The organism is Nocardia yamanashiensis NBRC 100130, from assembly GCF_001613325.1.
Classification (GTDB): Bacteria; Actinomycetota; Actinomycetes; order Mycobacteriales; family Mycobacteriaceae; genus Nocardia; species Nocardia yamanashiensis.
Window position 1 is genome coordinate 100,009 of the sequence record NZ_BDCD01000032.1, and the last position, 15,821, is coordinate 115,829.

14 protein-coding genes and 1 tRNA gene are annotated in these 15,821 nt (G+C 66.1%); 6 read left to right on the forward strand and 9 right to left on the reverse strand.

What is annotated here, in order from left to right:
• Positions 1-88: 88 nt before the first annotated feature.
• Positions 89-1,714 (forward strand): cytochrome bc1 complex cytochrome b subunit, encoded by a 1,626-nt coding sequence (gene qcrB, locus NY1_RS33110; RefSeq protein WP_067721084.1) that lies wholly within the window; start codon positions 89-91, stop codon positions 1,712-1,714.
• Positions 1,715-1,780: 66 nt separating this feature from the next.
• Here qcrB and NY1_RS33115 read toward each other — a convergent pair whose 3' ends face one another.
• Entirely contained in the window at positions 1,781-1,990 is a 210-nt protein-coding gene (locus NY1_RS33115) for a DUF397 domain-containing protein (protein WP_067721085.1), read from the reverse strand.
• Between the two features lie 394 nt (positions 1,991-2,384).
• Here NY1_RS33115 and NY1_RS33120 point away from each other — a divergent pair, with 394 nt between their 5' ends.
• The 3 genes from NY1_RS33120 (at position 2,385) to NY1_RS33130 (ending at position 4,766) form a co-directional block, all read left to right on the forward strand.
• Positions 2,385-2,879: a DUF309 domain-containing protein gene (locus NY1_RS33120; protein WP_067721086.1), complete on the forward strand. Its 495-nt coding sequence runs from the start codon at positions 2,385-2,387 to the stop codon at positions 2,877-2,879.
• A 99-nt stretch (positions 2,880-2,978) separates the two neighbouring features.
• Complete coding sequence (gene gluQRS, locus NY1_RS33125) at positions 2,979-3,902, forward strand: tRNA glutamyl-Q(34) synthetase GluQRS (RefSeq protein ID WP_067721087.1); 924 nt, start codon at positions 2,979-2,981, stop codon at positions 3,900-3,902.
• A gap of 51 nt (positions 3,903-3,953) precedes the next feature.
• On the forward strand, positions 3,954-4,766 hold the full coding sequence (locus NY1_RS33130; protein WP_067721088.1) for an RDD family protein: 813 nt from the start codon (positions 3,954-3,956) through the stop codon (positions 4,764-4,766).
• Between the two features lie 70 nt (positions 4,767-4,836).
• Here the strand turns inward: NY1_RS33130 and NY1_RS33135 are convergent, their stop codons facing one another.
• Positions 4,837-5,475, reverse strand: coding sequence for a DUF4190 domain-containing protein (locus tag NY1_RS33135; protein ID WP_067721089.1), 639 nt, complete (start codon positions 5,473-5,475; stop codon positions 4,837-4,839).
• 49 nt (positions 5,476-5,524) lie between these two features.
• Between NY1_RS33135 and NY1_RS33140 the strand changes: the two genes are divergently transcribed.
• The gene (locus tag NY1_RS33140) at positions 5,525-6,298 is read left to right on the forward strand and encodes a queuosine precursor transporter (RefSeq protein ID WP_067721090.1); all 774 of its coding nucleotides are present in this window, start codon (positions 5,525-5,527) and stop codon (positions 6,296-6,298) included.
• A 56-nt stretch (positions 6,299-6,354) separates the two neighbouring features.
• On the opposite strand, the gene tgt is transcribed toward NY1_RS33140, so the two are convergent.
• The 5 genes from tgt to NY1_RS33165 all read right to left on the reverse strand — a co-directional run bounded on the left by tgt (position 6,355) and on the right by NY1_RS33165 (position 12,635).
• The gene (tgt, locus tag NY1_RS33145) at positions 6,355-7,602 is read right to left on the reverse strand and encodes a tRNA guanosine(34) transglycosylase Tgt (protein WP_067721091.1); all 1,248 of its coding nucleotides are present in this window, start codon (positions 7,600-7,602) and stop codon (positions 6,355-6,357) included.
• 67 nt (positions 7,603-7,669) lie between these two features.
• A complete protein-coding gene (locus NY1_RS33150; RefSeq protein WP_084535806.1) occupies positions 7,670-9,631 on the reverse strand; it encodes an ABC transporter ATP-binding protein in 1,962 nt (653 codons plus the stop codon).
• Positions 9,628-11,361, reverse strand: coding sequence for an ABC transporter ATP-binding protein (locus NY1_RS33155; RefSeq protein WP_067721092.1), 1,734 nt, complete (start codon positions 11,359-11,361; stop codon positions 9,628-9,630). The genes NY1_RS33150 and NY1_RS33155 overlap by 4 nt, the downstream gene beginning before the upstream one ends.
• A gap of 101 nt (positions 11,362-11,462) precedes the next feature.
• Positions 11,463-11,978 (reverse strand): RrF2 family transcriptional regulator, encoded by a 516-nt coding sequence (locus NY1_RS33160; RefSeq protein ID WP_067721093.1) that lies wholly within the window; start codon positions 11,976-11,978, stop codon positions 11,463-11,465.
• A gap of 69 nt (positions 11,979-12,047) precedes the next feature.
• Entirely contained in the window at positions 12,048-12,635 is a 588-nt protein-coding gene (locus tag NY1_RS33165) for a TetR/AcrR family transcriptional regulator (protein WP_067721094.1), read from the reverse strand.
• A gap of 207 nt (positions 12,636-12,842) precedes the next feature.
• On the opposite strand from NY1_RS33165, the gene NY1_RS33170 reads away from it, so the two are divergent.
• The gene (locus tag NY1_RS33170; RefSeq protein WP_067721095.1) at positions 12,843-15,143 is read left to right on the forward strand and encodes an MMPL family transporter; all 2,301 of its coding nucleotides are present in this window, start codon (positions 12,843-12,845) and stop codon (positions 15,141-15,143) included.
• Between the two features lie 182 nt (positions 15,144-15,325).
• Here NY1_RS33170 and NY1_RS33175 read toward each other — a convergent pair.
• Together NY1_RS33175 and NY1_RS33180 are read right to left on the reverse strand one after the other, a co-directional pair.
• A tRNA-Ser gene (locus NY1_RS33175) sits at positions 15,326-15,413 on the reverse strand.
• Positions 15,414-15,467: 54 nt separating this feature from the next.
• The coding region (locus tag NY1_RS33180; protein WP_067721096.1) for a nucleoside deaminase at positions 15,468-15,821 on the reverse strand (354 nt) is incomplete at its 5' end.

A 15,821-nucleotide genomic window follows, 5' to 3' on the forward strand; every position in this document is an offset into this window, starting at 1 on the left:
TAGCGAAAGCCCGTACAACGCAACCGGTCCGGGTGCTACCGTGTGTAGTAGAAGCCTTACCACTCTTCACCGGGGGCGGGTGACCGCTATGGCAACTCGTAATCGCACCGCTGGTCGACTGGCGGCGCAGGCCGATGAGGCGGACCAGCGGTATCAAGCCGCCGCATTCCTCAAAAGATCCATCAATAAAGTCTTTCCGACGCACTGGTCGTTCCTGCTCGGCGAAATCGCGCTCTACAGCTTCATCATCCTGCTGCTGTCCGGCGTGTATCTGACCTTGTTCTTCGACCCGTCCATGACCGAAGTGACCTACAACGGGTCCTATCAGCCGTTGCGCGGCGTCACCATGTCGCGCGCCTACGAGACCGCGCTGCAGATCTCCTTCGACGTCCGCGGCGGGCTCTTCGTCCGGCAGGTACATCATTGGGCCGCACTGCTTTTCAGCGCCTCCATGATCGTGCACCTGTGCCGTGTCTTCTTCACCGGCGCGTTCCGCAAACCCCGCGAGGCCAACTGGGTGATCGGCTCGATCCTGCTGATCATCGCCATGTTCGAGGGCTTCTTCGGCTATTCGCTGCCCGACGATCTGCTCTCGGGCACCGGGCTGCGGGCCGCCTTCGCCGGCATCACCATGGGCTCGCCGGTGATCGGGACCTGGCTGCACTGGCTCATGTTCGGCGGCGACTTCCCCGGCACCATCATCGTGCCGCGCCTCTATATCGCGCACGTGCTGCTCTTCCCGGGCATCATGCTGGCGCTCATCGCCGCGCACATCGCGCTGGTCTGGTACCAGAAGCACACCCAGTATCCGGGTCCCGGGCGCACCGAGAAGAACGTCATCGGCACCCGCATCGTGCCGGTGTTCTCGCTGGACCAGGGCGCTTTCTTCGCCTTCACGCTGGGCGTGCTGGCCATCATGGGCGGCCTGCTGCAGATCAATCCGATCTGGAATCTGGGTCCCTACAACCCATCCCAGGTCTCGGCCGGCACCCAGCCCGACTTCTACCTGATGTGGACCGACGGTTTCCTGCGGCTGTTCCCCGCCTGGGAGCTCTATATCTTCGGGCACACCGTGCCGGGCGCGTTCTCGGTGGCGCTGGCCATGCCGCTCATCTTCGTGGCGCTCATCGCTTACCCGTGGATCGAGAAGCGGCTGACCGGGGATCGCGCGCGGCACAATCTGCTGCAGCGACCGCGAGATGTGCCGGTGCGCACCGCGATCGGCTTCATGTCGCTGGCGTTCTACCTGGTCCTCACCCTGGCCTGCGTCAACGACATCATCGCCTTCACCTTCGACATCTCGCTGAACGCGACCACCTGGGCCTTCCGCATCGCATTGCTGCTGCTCCCGCCGCTGGCCTATTTCATCGCGTACCGCATCTGCCTGGGCTTGCAGCGCAGCGACCGCGCGGTGCTCGAACACGGCATCGAGACCGGGGTGATCCGGCGGCTGCCGCACGGCGAGTACATCGAGATCCATCAGCCGCTCGGACCCGTCGACGCGCACGGGCATCCGATTCCCCTGGAATATCAGGGCGCCCGGGTCCCGAAGAAGCTCAACGAGCTGGGCCTGGCCGGGCGGCCGGGCACCGGCAGCTTCTTCCGGGCCGACCCGCCGGCCGAGCGGGAACAGCACCGGGCCACCGAAACCGCCGAGGAGCACAAGCAATTGGCGGTGCTGCGCCGCGCCCAAGAGGGCAACGGGCAGCACTGACAGGCACTTTCACCGCGCAGCGAAAAGCCCCGAGTCCACACCGACTCGGGGCCCAGGTTTCCCGGTTCAGGCGCGCCTGAACTCCCCGTCGGAGACACCCGACAGGAATGCGTCCCACTCGCCTGGAGTGAACGCCAGGATCGGGCCGTGACCATGGTCCTTCGTATCGCGAACCGCCACGTTGCCGTCTCCGAGGAATGCGACCTCTACGCAGTTGCCATTAGGGCCGCTATGTTTGCTCTTACGCCACACGGCGCCGGTGTAATCCACCTTCACGGTACTAGCTCCTTTTCTGCGTCAAGCTCAGGATCTTGCTGGCATCGATCTTGGTGACACTGGGATCCGAGGAGATCGGCGAATCCCACGTACGCCCCGGGTTGCGCGCAAACGCCCCGTACAACCCGCTCTCTGCACTTCACGATGGGAATGCACCCCCGATGGCCGTTCCCGCGCTAAACACTAGCAGGGTTCTCCAATAGGAGATCGCATTCTTTCGTTTTCAATCAGCAAATAAGCGGCAAGGTTAGCCAGCAAATTATTTGCACAGAAATAGCCGCAGCACGCGCAAAACAATTGTCCGAAGTAGCAATTTTGTTGCCGGCCCGGGATCGGCGGCCGGAGCGGACCGGGCGGGCGACCGCTGACCGTTACGTCCGGGATCATGGAAGCCATGACCGAGCGCGAGCCGGAGGAGACCGGACGGGATCGAGACGAGACCGGGCGTGCCCGGAATGCCCGACCTCGTGACCGTTTTGGGCGACCCCTCCCATTCGGCAGCCCGGGGGTGCCACGCATTCCGGACGATCTGGAGTTACCGCCCGAAGCGACCCTGGACTACGCCCAGCGCCTGCTCGACGACGGCCTGGCCTTCAATGCCCATGAGGTGCTGGAGGCGGCCTGGAAGAACGGCCCATTCGCCGAGCGGATGCTGTGGCAGGGGCTCGCACAGTTCGCCGTTGGCCTCACCCACATTCAACGGGGGAATCCGAAGGGTGCTCGAACGCTGCTGGAGCGCGCCGCCGGACGGCTGCGGGCGTTCGGGCCCGCGCCCTACGACATCGACTCCCCCGGGCTGATCGCCTGTGCCGAAACGCTTCTCACCGCCCTGGCGGAGCAAAAGCCCATTTCGGAGGCGGAACTGCGCCCACGCCTGCGGGTTCACTGAGTTCGCAGTTCCACTGCCGATTCGCACCGGCTGTGTGCGCCCGCAAGAGTGCGAACGAGTAGCCGCGGTGCGAAGGATGCGAACGAAGGTGCGCCTACGATGGCCAGCGTGACGGGATACGGACGATTCGCGCCGAGCCCATCCGGAGATCTGCATCTCGGCAATCTGCGCACCGCGCTGCTGGCGTGGCTGTTCGCGCGCTCCACCGGCCGCGGCTTCCTGATGCGGATCGAGGATCTGGATCGGGTCAAAGCGGGCGCGGAGGCGCGGCAACTGGAAGACCTGGCGACGCTCGGGCTGGACTGGGATCCGCCCGTGGTGCGGCAGACCGAACGGCTGCCGCTCTACGAAGCGGCCATCGAGCGCTTGACCGCGGCCGGGCGCACCTACGAATGTTTCTGTACCCGCAAGGAAATCCAGCAGGCCGTCACCGCGCCGCACGGACCCATGGGCGCGTACCCGGGCACCTGCCGCGATCTCAGCGCGGCCGAGCAAACCCGGCGACGCGCCGCAGGACGCCCGGCCGCACTGCGCCTGCGCACGGACGTCACCGAATTCGAGATCCACGACGAACTGCTCGGCGACCATCGTGGAGCGGTCGACGATCTGGTGCTGCGGCGCGGCGACGGCACCCCGGCATACAACCTGGCGGTGGTGGTCGACGATGCCGATCAGGGCATCGACCAGGTGGTTCGCGGTGACGATCTACTGCCGTCCACACCCCGGCAGGCGTATCTGGCCACCCTGCTCGACCTGCCCGTTCCGCAGTACGCCCATGTCCCGCTGGTACTCAATACCGCCGGTCAGCGACTCGCCAAACGCGACGGCGCGGTCACCCTGCGCGATCGGCTGGCGCTCGGCGAGACCCCGGCGCAGGTGCTGACCCGGCTCGCCGAATCGCTGGGTTATTCCGGCGCAACCACGATTCCGCAGATACTGGAACAATTCCGGCCGGAAACGCTGCCGCGAGAACCATGGACGCTGGATCCGAACGGCTTGTTGCAACCCAGTGCGTGTCCGTAACGTACGCACTCGACCAGACCCCCGAGACTTTCGACGAGGACGGCGAACACAATGACAAGCGGTGGGTATGACCCCAACCAGTATCCGCAGGGCGGTGGCCAGCCCTACGGTCAGCAGCCTTACGGCCAGCAGTCCGATCCGTACGGTCAGCAGCCGGGCTTCGGTCAGCAGCAGCCTTACGGTCAGCAGCCCTATGGTCAGCAGCCGTCCGATCCCTACGGTCAGCAGCCGGGGTACGGGCAGCAGCAGCCGGGCTACGGCCAGCAGCCGCAGCAGCCTTACGGTCAGCAGGGCGGGTTCGGGCAGCAGTCCGATCCGTACAACCAGCAGCCGGGCTACGGGCAGCAGCAGCCCTACGGTCAGCAGCCTTACGGCCAGCAGCCCGACCCGTACGGCCAGCAGAACCCGTACCAGCCGTTCCCCGGTCAGCAGGGTTTCAACGGCGGTGCGCAGCCGGGTGACGTGTGGATCCGCTTGGCGGCGCGCATCATCGACGGTTTCATCGTCGGCATTCCGACGGCGATCATCGGCTTCGTGCTGCCGAACAGCCTCAGCGTGTTGTGGACCATCGCGACCGGTCTCATCATGCTCGGCTACTTCGTCGGCATGGAGGTGGCCCAGGGCGCGACCTTCGGCAAGCAGATCCTCAAGCTGAAGGTGCTGGCACCCGGCGGCGGCACCCTCGACCCGGTCACCTCGCTCAAGCGCAATATCTTCATCGCCGCCGGCGTGGTGCCCTACCTGGGCGGTATCGTCGAGTTCGGCCTGGCGATCTGGGCCGGTGTCAGCATCAGCCAGGACCCGAACAAGCAGGGCTGGCACGACAAGTTCGCGGGCGGCACCCAGGTCATCAAGACCGCGTAATTCGCACGCACCGAAAACCTCGGGCGCGCATCCGGATCCGGATGCGCGCCCGATTTCGTTCCGCGACGGCCTACGTCGAACCGCTCATGGCCGCGACGATGATGAAGATCCAGTAGATCGCCGCGAGGGCGACACCGCCCGCGCCCACCCAGATACCGGCCAGCGCCATGCCCCGGCCCTGCTGCCCGCTCTGCTTGATCTGGTTCAGCGCCACCACGCCCATGATCAGGCCCGCCAGTGACAGCACCACGAACATGCACATCAGCAGACCGCAGATGGACAGGATCATCGAGGCGATGGCCAGGCCGTTGGTGCCCAGCCCGGCCGGCTGCGCGTACCCGTACGGCTGATAACCCGGCTGCTGGCCGTACGGCTGCTGCTGCCCGTACCCCGGCGTCTGCGGGTACGGATTCGGGCCCGACTGATAGGCCCCGGCCGCGGGCTGCGGGTACGGGTTCGCTCCCGACTGATACGCGCCGGGGGTCGGCTGCGGATAGGAGGGCGCCGAATTCTGCTGCGGCGGTGGATAACTCGGGTAGGGCGAAGCCGACGGCGTCTCCGGCTGCTTCGAGAGATTGGGCGCCGAGGAGTAACCGGGCGGTGGCGGCGCCGATTGCTGCGGAGCCGATCCGGAGGACTGCGCGTCCGGCGAAACTCCCTCCCCGCCGTACTGCTTCCACCACTCGTCGGAATCTCCGGGATTCGTCATCCGCCCAGCCTATTCCACCAGGCAGGTCGACCGGTATCCTGTTCACTTCGTGAGTGATGCATTACTTCCGGCGGACACCGCCGGCACTGGACGCCCCGCTTCCGAACACGCGGCATTCGCGAAGGCAGCGGGGGGTTATTACACACCGGTCGTGGCACTGTTCACGGCAGTTCTGATCATTTCGAACATCTGCGCCACCAAGGGCGTTCAGTTCTTCGCCGACCAGTCGCTGAAGCTGGGGCCGATCGAGATCCTCCCGATCACCACCGACGGCGCCTGGTTCCTCTTCCCGCTCGCCTACATCATCGGCGACGTGCTCAGCGAGGTGTACGGGTTCAAGTCCGCCCGGCGGGCCATCTATATGGGCTTCGCCATCCTGCTGGTGATGGTCGGGGCGTTCTACATCGCGGTGCATCTGCCCGCCGCGAGTTTCTACGAGAACCAGGAAGCCTTCCGCAGCGTGCTCGGCACCACGCCGCAGCTGGTAGCCGCCGGTCTGGCCGGGTACTTCGTCGGCGAGATGCTGAACTCGGCCGCGCTGGTCGCCATCAAGGAGAAGACCAAGGAGAAGCACCTCTGGGCGCGGTTGATCGGCTCCACCGTGGTCGGCGAGTTCGGCGACACGCTGATCTTCTGCTCCATCGCGGCGACGGCCATCGGCATCGACTCGTGGGGCTCGTTCATCAACTACGTGATCGTGGGCTTCCTGTGGAAGACCCTGGCCGAGGTGATCGTGCTGCCCATCACCTACCGGGTGATCGCGTTCCTCAAGAAGCACGAACCCAGCTATCAGCCGCTGGAGAAGCCGGCGCTGGAGAGCTGAGGGGACCCCGGACGAAAAAAAGGGGGCGGGGCAGTTTGCCCCGCCCCTTACTCAATTCACTTGCTGGGCACCTTGATCCGGCCCTGCCAGCCCGCCAGGTACTCGGTCTTGTAATCGTCGAAATACCCGCCGTCGATGCTCTCGCGAATGCGATCCACCAGGCGCACGGTGAAGCGCTCGTTGTGAATCGTGCACAGCGTGGACGCCAGCATCTCCTTCGCCTTGAACAGGTGATGGATATACGCGCGGGTGTAATGCGCGCAGGTGTAGCAGTCGCACGTGGAATCGATGGGCGTGAAATCCCGCTTGAAACGGGCTGTATTGATATTGAACCGGCCTTCGTCGGTGTACAGCGCGGCATTTCGCGCCACCCGGGACGGATTCACGCAGTCGAAGGTGTCCGCGCCGTTCTCCACGGCCACGAAAATGTCCTCGGGCTCGCTGATTCCGAGCATGTGCCGCGGCTTGGCCTCCGGCAGTTCGTCACAGCACCAGCCGACGATGGTGCCCAGATTGTGCTTCTCCAGCGCGCCGCCGATGCCATAGCCGTCGAAACCCGTTCCGCCGTCGCCGCGCAACGCCTCCAGATCGCGACATGCCTTGCGGCGCAGGTCTTCGTACTGCGCGCCCTGGATGACGCCGAACAGCGCCTGATAGGGGCGGTGCGAGCGGGCCGCGGTCAGCCGCTCGTGCTCGTCCAGGCAGCGCTTGGCCCACAATCGGGTGCGTTCCAGCGATTCCTCTTGGTAGCCACGGGTATTCATCAGGGTCGTCAGCTCGTCGAAGGCGAACATGATGTCCGCGCCGAGCTGATGCTGGATGCCCATCGACACCTCGGGGGTGAAGCGATGCTTCGAACCGTCCAGGTGCGAGCGGAAGGTGACGCCGTCGTCGTCGACGTGCGCGAGGCGCTCCTTGCCCTTGGCGATCACGTCGTCGTTCTGCACGCCGACGGCCTCCATGGCGAGCACCTTCTTGAAGCCGACGCCCAGCGACATGACCTGGAAGCCGCCGCTGTCGGTGAAGGTGGGGCCGTGCCAGTTCATGAACTCGGCCAGGCCGCCGCCCTCGTCCACGATGTCGGGACCGGGCTGGAGATACAGGTGGTAGGCATTCGCGAGCAGCGCCTGCGAGCCCAGTTCCTTCATGGTCTCCGGCAGCACCGCCTTCACGGTCGCCTTGGTGCCGACCGGGATGAATGCCGGGGTCGCGATATCTCCGTGCGGGGTGCTGATCACTCCCGTTCGACCGTGGCGGCCTTCCAGCCGGGTACCGACCTTGAACGAGAACGCGGAATCAGACACCCCGCGATGCTAATCGTCCCCACCAGCACAACTCCGCCCGGCCCATTACGGGCCGGGCGGAGATCGGTCATTTCCCCAAAGAGACCACATCCGGATCAGGGTCGTCCACATTCTCGCCCTCACCATTGGTGATAGCCGCCGAGAACTGCGCCTGGTAGAGGCGGTAGTACGCGCCCCGCGCCTGCAACAGCCGCTCGTGCGTGCCCTGCTCGACGATCTTGCCCTTTTCCATCACGACAATGGTGTCGGCATCGCGAATCGTCGAAAGCCGGTGCGCGATCACGAAACTCGTGCGATCCCGGCGCAGCGCCGCCATGGCCTGCTGCACCAGCAATTCGGTGCGGGTGTCGACCGAGCTGGTCGCCTCGTCCAGGATCAGGATGGACGGCTTGGCCAGGAACGCGCGCGCGATGGTGATGAGCTGCTTCTCGCCGGCGCTGACGCCCGAGCCCTCCTCGTCGATGACGGTCTCGTACCCGTGCGGCAGCGCGTGCACGAACCGGTCCACGTAGGCGGCGCGGGCGGCGGCCAGGATCTCGTCCTCGGAGGCGTTCGGATTGCCGTAGGCGATGTTCTCCCGGATGGTCCCGCCGAACAGCCAGGTGTCCTGCAGCACCATGCCCATGCGCGAGCGCAGGTGATCACGGGTGATGCGGGTGATGTCCACGCCGTCGATGGTGATGGCGCCCGCGTCCACCTCGTAGAACCGCATGAGCAGGTTCACCAGCGTGGTCTTGCCCGCACCCGTCGGCCCGACGATGGCCACCACGTGCCCGGGTTCGGCGACCAGCGACAGGTCCTCGATGACCGGGGTCTCCGGCTCGTACCGGAACGACACGCCCTCGAAGGCCACCCGCCCGCGATCCACCGGCCGCGAATCCTCGACCTCGGGATCCGGGATCTGCTCCTCGGCATCGAGGATCTCGAAGATGCGCTCGGCCGAGGCCACGCCCGACTGCAGCAGGTTGATCATCGAGCCGATCTGGGTGAGCGGCTGGGTGAACCCGCGCGAGTACTGGATGAACGCCTGCACCTCGCCCAGCGACAGATTGCCCGAGGCCACCCGCAGGCCGCCGACCACGGCGATCAGCACGTAGTTCAGGTTCCCGAGGAACATGATGGCGGGCATGATCAGGCCGGAGATGAACTGCGATTTGAACGACGCCTCGTAGAGCTTGGCGTTGGTGTCGTCGAACTTCTCGCCGACCTCGCGCACGCGGCCGAAGGCGCTGATCACCTCGTGGCCGGTGAAGGCCTCCTCGACCTGCGAGTTGACCTCGCCGGTCAGCTTCCACTGATCCACGAAGTGCGGTTTGGAGCGCTTGGCGATCAGGGCGGTGGCGACGATCGCCAGCGGCACGGTGAGCAGTGCGATCAGCGCCAGCAGCGGCGAGATCCAGAACATCATGATCAGGATGCCGATCACCGACAGCGCCGAGATGATGAGCTGACTCATGGTCTGCGACAACGTCTGTGCCACATTGTCGACGTCATTGGTGACGCGGGAGAGCACGTCGCCGCGTGCCTGCGAGTCGAAGTAGCTCAGCGGCAGGCGGTGGATCTTCTCCTCGATCTCGTTGCGCAGCCGCCGCACCGTCCGGTTGATGACGATATTGAGCAGATACGCCTCGAGGAAGCCGAACACCGAGGAGCCGATGTAGAGCGCCAGCACGATGGCCAGCACCCGGCCCACGGCCGTGAAGTCCACGCCCACACCGGGAATCACGTCCATGCTGGCGAGCATGTCGGCGAAATTGCCGTCGGCCTGGCGGATCTGCTCGACCGCCTGGTCCTTGGTCATGCCCGGCGGCAGCTGCTTGCCGACCACGCCGTCGAAGATCAGGTTGGTGGCCTTGCCCAGGATCTGCGGCCCCAGGGTGTTGAGCACCACGGACGACACCGCGAGCACGAAAACGATGGCCAGATAGAAGCGTTCGGGGGCGAGCCGGCGGAGCACTCGCTTCAGCGACGGTCCGAAGGATTTGGCCTTCGCGTCCGGCGCGCCGGGGGCGGGAGCGCCGGGCCTCATCGAACCTCCTCCGCGCTGAGCTGGGATTCCACGATCTCGCGGTATTCCGGTGTGTCCCTGATCAATTGCTCGTGGGTGCCGATGCCGGCCATCACGCCGTCCTCCAGCACCACGATCTGGTCGGCATCGCGAATGGTCGAGATGCGCTGCGCCACAATGATTACCGCCGCGTTCCGGGTCTCCGGCTTCAGCGCGTCCCGGACCCGGAAGTCGGTGGCCACGTCGAGCGCGGAGAAGCAGTCGTCGAACAGGTAGATGCGCGGCTTGCGCACCAGGGCGCGGGCGATGGCCAGGCGCTGGCGCTGACCGCCGGAGACCGTCGTACCGCCTTGCGCCACCGGGGTTTCCAGGCCCTGCGGCATCTCGCGCACGAAGTCCGCGGCCTGCGCGACCTCCAGGGCGTGCCACAGTTCCTCGTCGGTGGCGTCGGGCTTGCCGTACCGCAGATTGGAGGCGATGGTGCCGGAGAACAGGTACGCCTTCTGCGGCACCAGGCCGATCTGATTGCGCAGCAGCTCCAGGTCGATGTGCCGCACATCGGTGCCGCCCACGTACACCGCGCCGTCGGTGACGTCGATGAGCCGCGGGATCAGATTGACCAGCGTGGTCTTGCCCGCGCCGGTCGCGCCCACGATGGCGGTGGTGGTGCCCGGCCGCACCGCGAAGCGGATGGCGCTGAGCACCGGCTTCTCCGCGCCCGGGAACTTGAACTCGGCGAACTGGAAATCGACGGTGCCCGGATCGCCCTTGAACGGCTGCGGCAGCCGGGGCGGCTCCACCGAGGAGTCGGTGTCCAGCACGGCGCCGATGCGCTCGGCCGAGACCGCGGCGCGCGGGGCCATCATGGCCAGGAAGGAGGCCATCATGACCGCCATCAGGATCTGCATGATGTAGGCCAGCATGGCGGTGAGCGCGCCGATCTGCATGGTGCCCTCGTCGACCGCGTGCCCGCCGAACCAGATGACGCCGACGGCGGTGACGTTCGAGATGAGCATGACCGACGGGAACATCAGCGCCATGTACCGGCCGACGTAGAGCGAGGCCTCGGTGAGATCGGTGTTGGCCCCGCCGAAACGCCAGGCCTCCTGCCGCTCCCGGACGAAGGCGCGCACCACGCGGATGCCCGTGATCTGTTCGCGCAGCACGCGATTCACCGCGTCGATGCGTTCCTGCATGCGCCGGAAGCCCGGCACCATGCGGGTGATGATGAAGGCCATGGTCAGGCCCAGCGCGGGTACCGCGATGAGCAGCAGCCAGGACAGTTCCAGGCTCTCGCGCAGCGCCATGATGATGCCGCCCACGCACATGATGGGGGCCATCACCAGAATGGTCGCGCTCATCAGGGTGAGCAGCTGAACCTGTTGCACGTCATTGGAATTGCGGGTGATCAGCGACGGCGCGCCGAAGGTGCCCACTTCGCGGGCGGAGAAGCCGCCGACCTGGTGCAGCAGCGCGGCGCGCATATCGCGCCCGGCGCCCATGGCGGCCTGCGCGCCCAGGTACACCGACGCGCCCTGCGCCACGATCTGCACGGCGGTCACCGCGAGCATGAGCCCGCCGATGCTCCAGATGGCGCCGATATCGCCCTTGGTGACGCCGTCGTCGATGATGTCGGCGTTCAAGCTCGGCAGGTAGAGCATGGCCATGACCGAGATCAGCTGAAGCACGACCACGCCCACCAGCTGCTTTCGGTAGGGCGCGAGGAAGCTGCGGAGAAGTCTGATCAACATGATGTTCGCAGGCTACCCCTGACCGCTCGGCAGCGCGGCGAGGTTTCCGGCGGCGCCGGATCCAGTGCCCCACGTCACATCACTGCCAAGGGGGCTATTACTCAAATATCCGGCTGATCGAGATCACGCCACTCGGTGGCCGCTTCGCCCCCGGCCAGCCGCGGGCGGCGGGTCCACGCGTCCGGATCGTGCAGCAGCTCGTCCAGGAAGGACGGCAGCAGATCGTGCGCGATATCGGCGATGGTCACCCGTTCCAGGACCGAGCGGATGTTCACCCGCAGCCCGATCCACACCCGCTGCAACGGCTCGGCCGCACCGGCATAGCTGACATCCTCCGGCCGCTGCCCGCGCACCGAGGCCAGCGGGCCCTCCACCGCGCGGATCACATCGGCGATGCTGATGTCCGCGGCGGGCGCGGCGAGCCGGTATCCGCCATCCGGGCCGCGGCGGCTGGTGACCAATCCGCCACGCCGCAGATCCGCGACCACCGCTTCGAGCACCTTCGGCGGGATGTCCTGCGCGATGACGATGGAGTCGGCTTTCACCGAATCCGGTTGCGCTTTAGCGATTTCCACGAGGGTGCGCACCGCGTAATCGACCTTCGCGGTGATGTGCACGGGGAACTCCTGATCTCCTGGACGGCGAAGGCAAACCTTATCGCGCCACCCACGGCCCTTTTCGCCCGGTTATCCCGCCGGATAGAGCACGCCCAGCGCCGAGTCCAGCAGTACCTTCTCGATGAACTCGATATCGGTCTCCGGGGCGATCTCCTGGGAGAGCATGGCGGTGCCCAGCACCTGCATGGCCGCGGCCGCGCGCAGCCGGGTCGCGGGGTCGGCGTCGGGTCCGGCCACCCAGTCGCACATGCGGTGATGCAGTTCGATGATGTCCGGATAGCGGTCGCCGAGCGCGTTGACGATGGCCACCGTGTCGCGCATGCACAGCACGCCGGTGTCGCGGTACCGCAGTGTGGAGTGGAGATTCGCGGTCATCACCTCGCGGACCCGCTCGGGGGAATGCTCGAGGCCGTCCAGGCTGTCCACCAGCGCGCGCTGGTCCTGGAAGATCGGTTCGATGATCGCTATGAGCAAGTCGACTTTGGACGCGTAGTGGTAATACAGCGAGGCTTTTGTGATTCCCACCGCATCCGCGACCTCCCGCAAGCTGGTCTGATCGAAGCCTTTTGCGGCGAATAATCGGATGGCGGCGTCACGAATCGCGTCTTTGGTGCTCCGACCTGCGACGATGCTCACGGAACCAACTGGGGCGGCCATTCGTTCATCCTCTCACCACGCTTCCCGCAGCGAGCAACACCACTAAAATCGAGGTTGTTCCTCCGCTTTGCCACTCGGTAGTCTACCTACCGCACGGTAGGCAGAATTTTCGTGGAGGCGGGGGTTCGTACGGTTCCCGCGGTAGAGCTGCCTATGCGCTGCCCGACCTGCACCAGCAAGCCCAAACCAGCGCCAGGAGAACCCCTCGTGTCCGTATACCTCTACCGGTGGGGCAAATTCGCCTTCCGCCGCAAATGGATCGTCTTACCCGTCTGGCTTCTGCTGTTCCTGCTGCTCGGCGGCGTGGGCGCGCAGCTGAAGGAGCCGATGAGCAATGACTTCAGCATGCCCGAACTGCCGTCCGCCCGTGCCAACGAGATCCTCGACAAGCACTTCCCCGGTGCCTCCGAGGCTTTCAAGTTCGAGGCCGTGACCGGCACCTACGTCATCCAGGCTCCGGCCGGCGAGAAGCTCACCGACAAGAAGAACGTCGACGAGATCAACGCGCTGATCGGCAAGCTGGGTCAGCTCGGCATCGTGAATCACGAGAAGCCGCTGATGAATCCGGTCGAGGCGGCCGACAAGATGGGCTGCCTCACCGCGAACCCGGACGTCTCCAAGTGCACCGGCGCACCGCTGAACGTCTTGAACAAGACCGAACCGGGCACGGTGGCGGTGCTCAATGTGCCGTTCAATATCGCCAAGTTCAGCGATGTCACCGCCGACGACCGCAAGGCCGCCTACGACGTGGCGCAGACCGCCCGCGACAACGGCCTGACCGTGGAGATGAGCGGTTCCATCGCGATGGAGCAGCAGCAGCCCGGCGGCAAGTCCGAGATGATCGGCATGGCGGTGGCGCTGGTGGTCATGATGGTCGCCTTCGGCGCGATCGTCGCCTCCTTCGTCCCGATCCTCACCGCGATCATCGGCCTCGGCGCGGCCACTTCGCTGATCTTCGTCGGCACCTCGGTGATCGAGGTCCCGAGCTTCACCACCTTCCTGGCGTCCATGATCGGCATCGCGCTGTCCATCGACTACGCGCTGTTCATCGTGTCCCGCTACAAATCCGAACTGGCCGTGCAGGATTCGCCGGAGGAAGCCGCGGGCGTCGCGCTCGGCACCGCTGGCTCCGCGGTGGTGTTCGCGGGTCTGACCGTCATCATCGCCCTCGGCGGCCTGAGCGTGGTCGGCGTCGAGTTCATGACCTTCATGGGCCTCGGCGGCGCCATCGCGGCCGCGTTCGCGGTGCTCACCGCCATCACCCTGATGCCGGCGCTGATGGGCGCGGTCGGCCGCTTCCTGTTCAAGCCGAAGCTGCCGCTGGTCGCCCAGTACGACCCGTCGGACGACAGCCACGTCACCAACGGCACCCGCTTCGCCCGCGTGATCGCCAAGGCCCCCGCCATCACCCTGCTGCTCAGCGTGATCCTGCTGGGTGCGCTGGCCGCGCCCGCCGCGGGTCTGCAGCTGGGCCTGCCGGGCGATGACAGCCTGCCGAAGACGACCACCATCCGGAAGGCGTACGAGGTCCGCACCGAGGGCTTCGGTGAGGGCAGCAACGGCGTGCTCATGGTCGTGGCCGATCTGGCCGACGTCGCTCCCGAGAAGCGGGAAGCCGCCGCGGACGCGTTGCGCAAGAAGCTCGAGTCCTACTCCGACATGGACTACGTGACCGCGCCCGAGTTCAGCCAGGACAAGGCCGGCGCGATGCTCAATGCCGTGCCGAAGAAGGGCCCGAACAACCAGGAGACCAAGGACCTGGTGAGCGAGGCGCGCAGCGCCGAGAGCTCGCTGGCGTCCGAGTACCCGGGCATGGCCTACGGCATCACCGGTACGACGGCCATCTACGCGGACGTCGACCACGTGCTGCTCAGCAAGATCGTTCCGTACCTGGCGCTGGTCGCCGGCGCGGCATTCATCCTGCTGATCCTGGTGTTCCGCTCGATCCTGGTCCCGCTGACCGCCGCGCTCGGCTTCCTGCTGTCCATGGCGGCCACCTTCGGCGCGACGGTGCTGATCTTCCAGGACGGCGCGCTCGGCCTGATCGAGGATCCGCATCCGCTGGTCAGCTTCCTGCCGATCATGTTGATCGGCTTGGTGTTCGGTCTCGCCATGGACTACCAGGTCTTCCTGGTGACCCGCATGCGCGAGGAGTTCGTGCACGGCAAGTCCCCCAAGGAAGCCATGATCAGCGGCTACCACCACGGGGCCCGCGTCGTGGTCTCGGCGGCGATCATCATGATCTCGGTGTTCGGTTCCTTCATCCTGGAGACCGACGCCACCGCCAAGTCCTTCGGTTTCGCGCTCGCCGCGGGCGTGCTGTTCGACGCCTTCATCGTGCGCATGGTGCTCATCCCGTCCCTGCTGGTCCTGATGGGCAAGTGGGCGTGGTGGATGCCGAAGTGGCTGGATCGCATCCTGCCCGATATCGACGTCGAGGGCTCGAAGCTGCGTGAGCTGCAGCAGAAGCCGGTGGAGCTGGCCAAGGAGCCGGCCTCCGTGGGCTGACGCACCACCTGAACGACACCGGCCCCCAACCGAATCCGGTTGGGGGCCGGTGCTTTTCCAAGCAAAGTAGGTCTCGGGGCTTCGTCCCCGAACCCCCGCGGTGGTGATCGCGCCCGAATCCACCGCTAGCGCGGACGCGAAAGAAAAAGCCCCGCACCGGTTTCCCGGTGCGGGGCTTTCAGCGGTGGCGGAGGGATTTGAACCCTCGGAGGGGGGTTACCCCTCACACGCTTTCGAGGCGTGCTCCTTAGGCCGCTCGGACACGCCACCGGTGGTGACTTTACCGGACGAGCCCGCGAATCCCGAAATCGGCTGGAGAGCGAGCTAGGGGCGCTGGGATTTGAAGAATTCGTCCAGCAGAGCGGCGCATTCGGCTTCGAGCACGCCGGCCCGGACTTGAGGGCGATGGTTGAGACGTCGATCACGGACCACGTCCCAGAGCGAGCCGACCGCGCCGGTCTTGGGTTCCCACGCGCCGAAGACGAGTTTGCCGATGCGGGAGAGCACCAGCGCGCCCGCGCACATGGTGCAGGGCTCGAGGGTGACGGCGAGGGTCGCGTCTTCCAGCCGCCAGCCGTCGCCCATGACCTGCGCGGCGGCGCGCAGGGCCAGGACCTCGGCGTGCGCGGTCGGATCGCCCAGGGCCTCCCGGGCATTGGCCGCACGCGCCAGCTCGCG

Excerpts from the sequence above, each read along its gene's own strand:
- gluQRS (WP_067721087.1), top strand. The coding sequence starts at position 2,979 with ATGGCCAGCGTGACGGGATACGGACGATTCGCGCCGAGCCCATCCGGA.
- NY1_RS33165 (WP_067721094.1), bottom strand. The coding sequence starts at position 12,635 with ATGGCCGCCCCAGTTGGTTCCGTGAGCATCGTCGCAGGTCGGAGCACC.
- qcrB (WP_067721084.1), top strand. The coding sequence starts at position 89 with ATGGCAACTCGTAATCGCACCGCTGGTCGACTGGCGGCGCAGGCCGAT.
- NY1_RS33120 (WP_067721086.1), top strand. The coding sequence starts at position 2,385 with ATGACCGAGCGCGAGCCGGAGGAGACCGGACGGGATCGAGACGAGACC.
- NY1_RS33150 (WP_084535806.1), bottom strand. The coding sequence starts at position 9,631 with ATGAGGCCCGGCGCTCCCGCCCCCGGCGCGCCGGACGCGAAGGCCAAA.
- NY1_RS33130 (WP_067721088.1), top strand. The coding sequence starts at position 3,954 with ATGACAAGCGGTGGGTATGACCCCAACCAGTATCCGCAGGGCGGTGGC.
- NY1_RS33135 (WP_067721089.1), bottom strand. The coding sequence starts at position 5,475 with ATGACGAATCCCGGAGATTCCGACGAGTGGTGGAAGCAGTACGGCGGG.
- NY1_RS33155 (WP_067721092.1), bottom strand. The coding sequence starts at position 11,361 with ATGTTGATCAGACTTCTCCGCAGCTTCCTCGCGCCCTACCGAAAGCAG.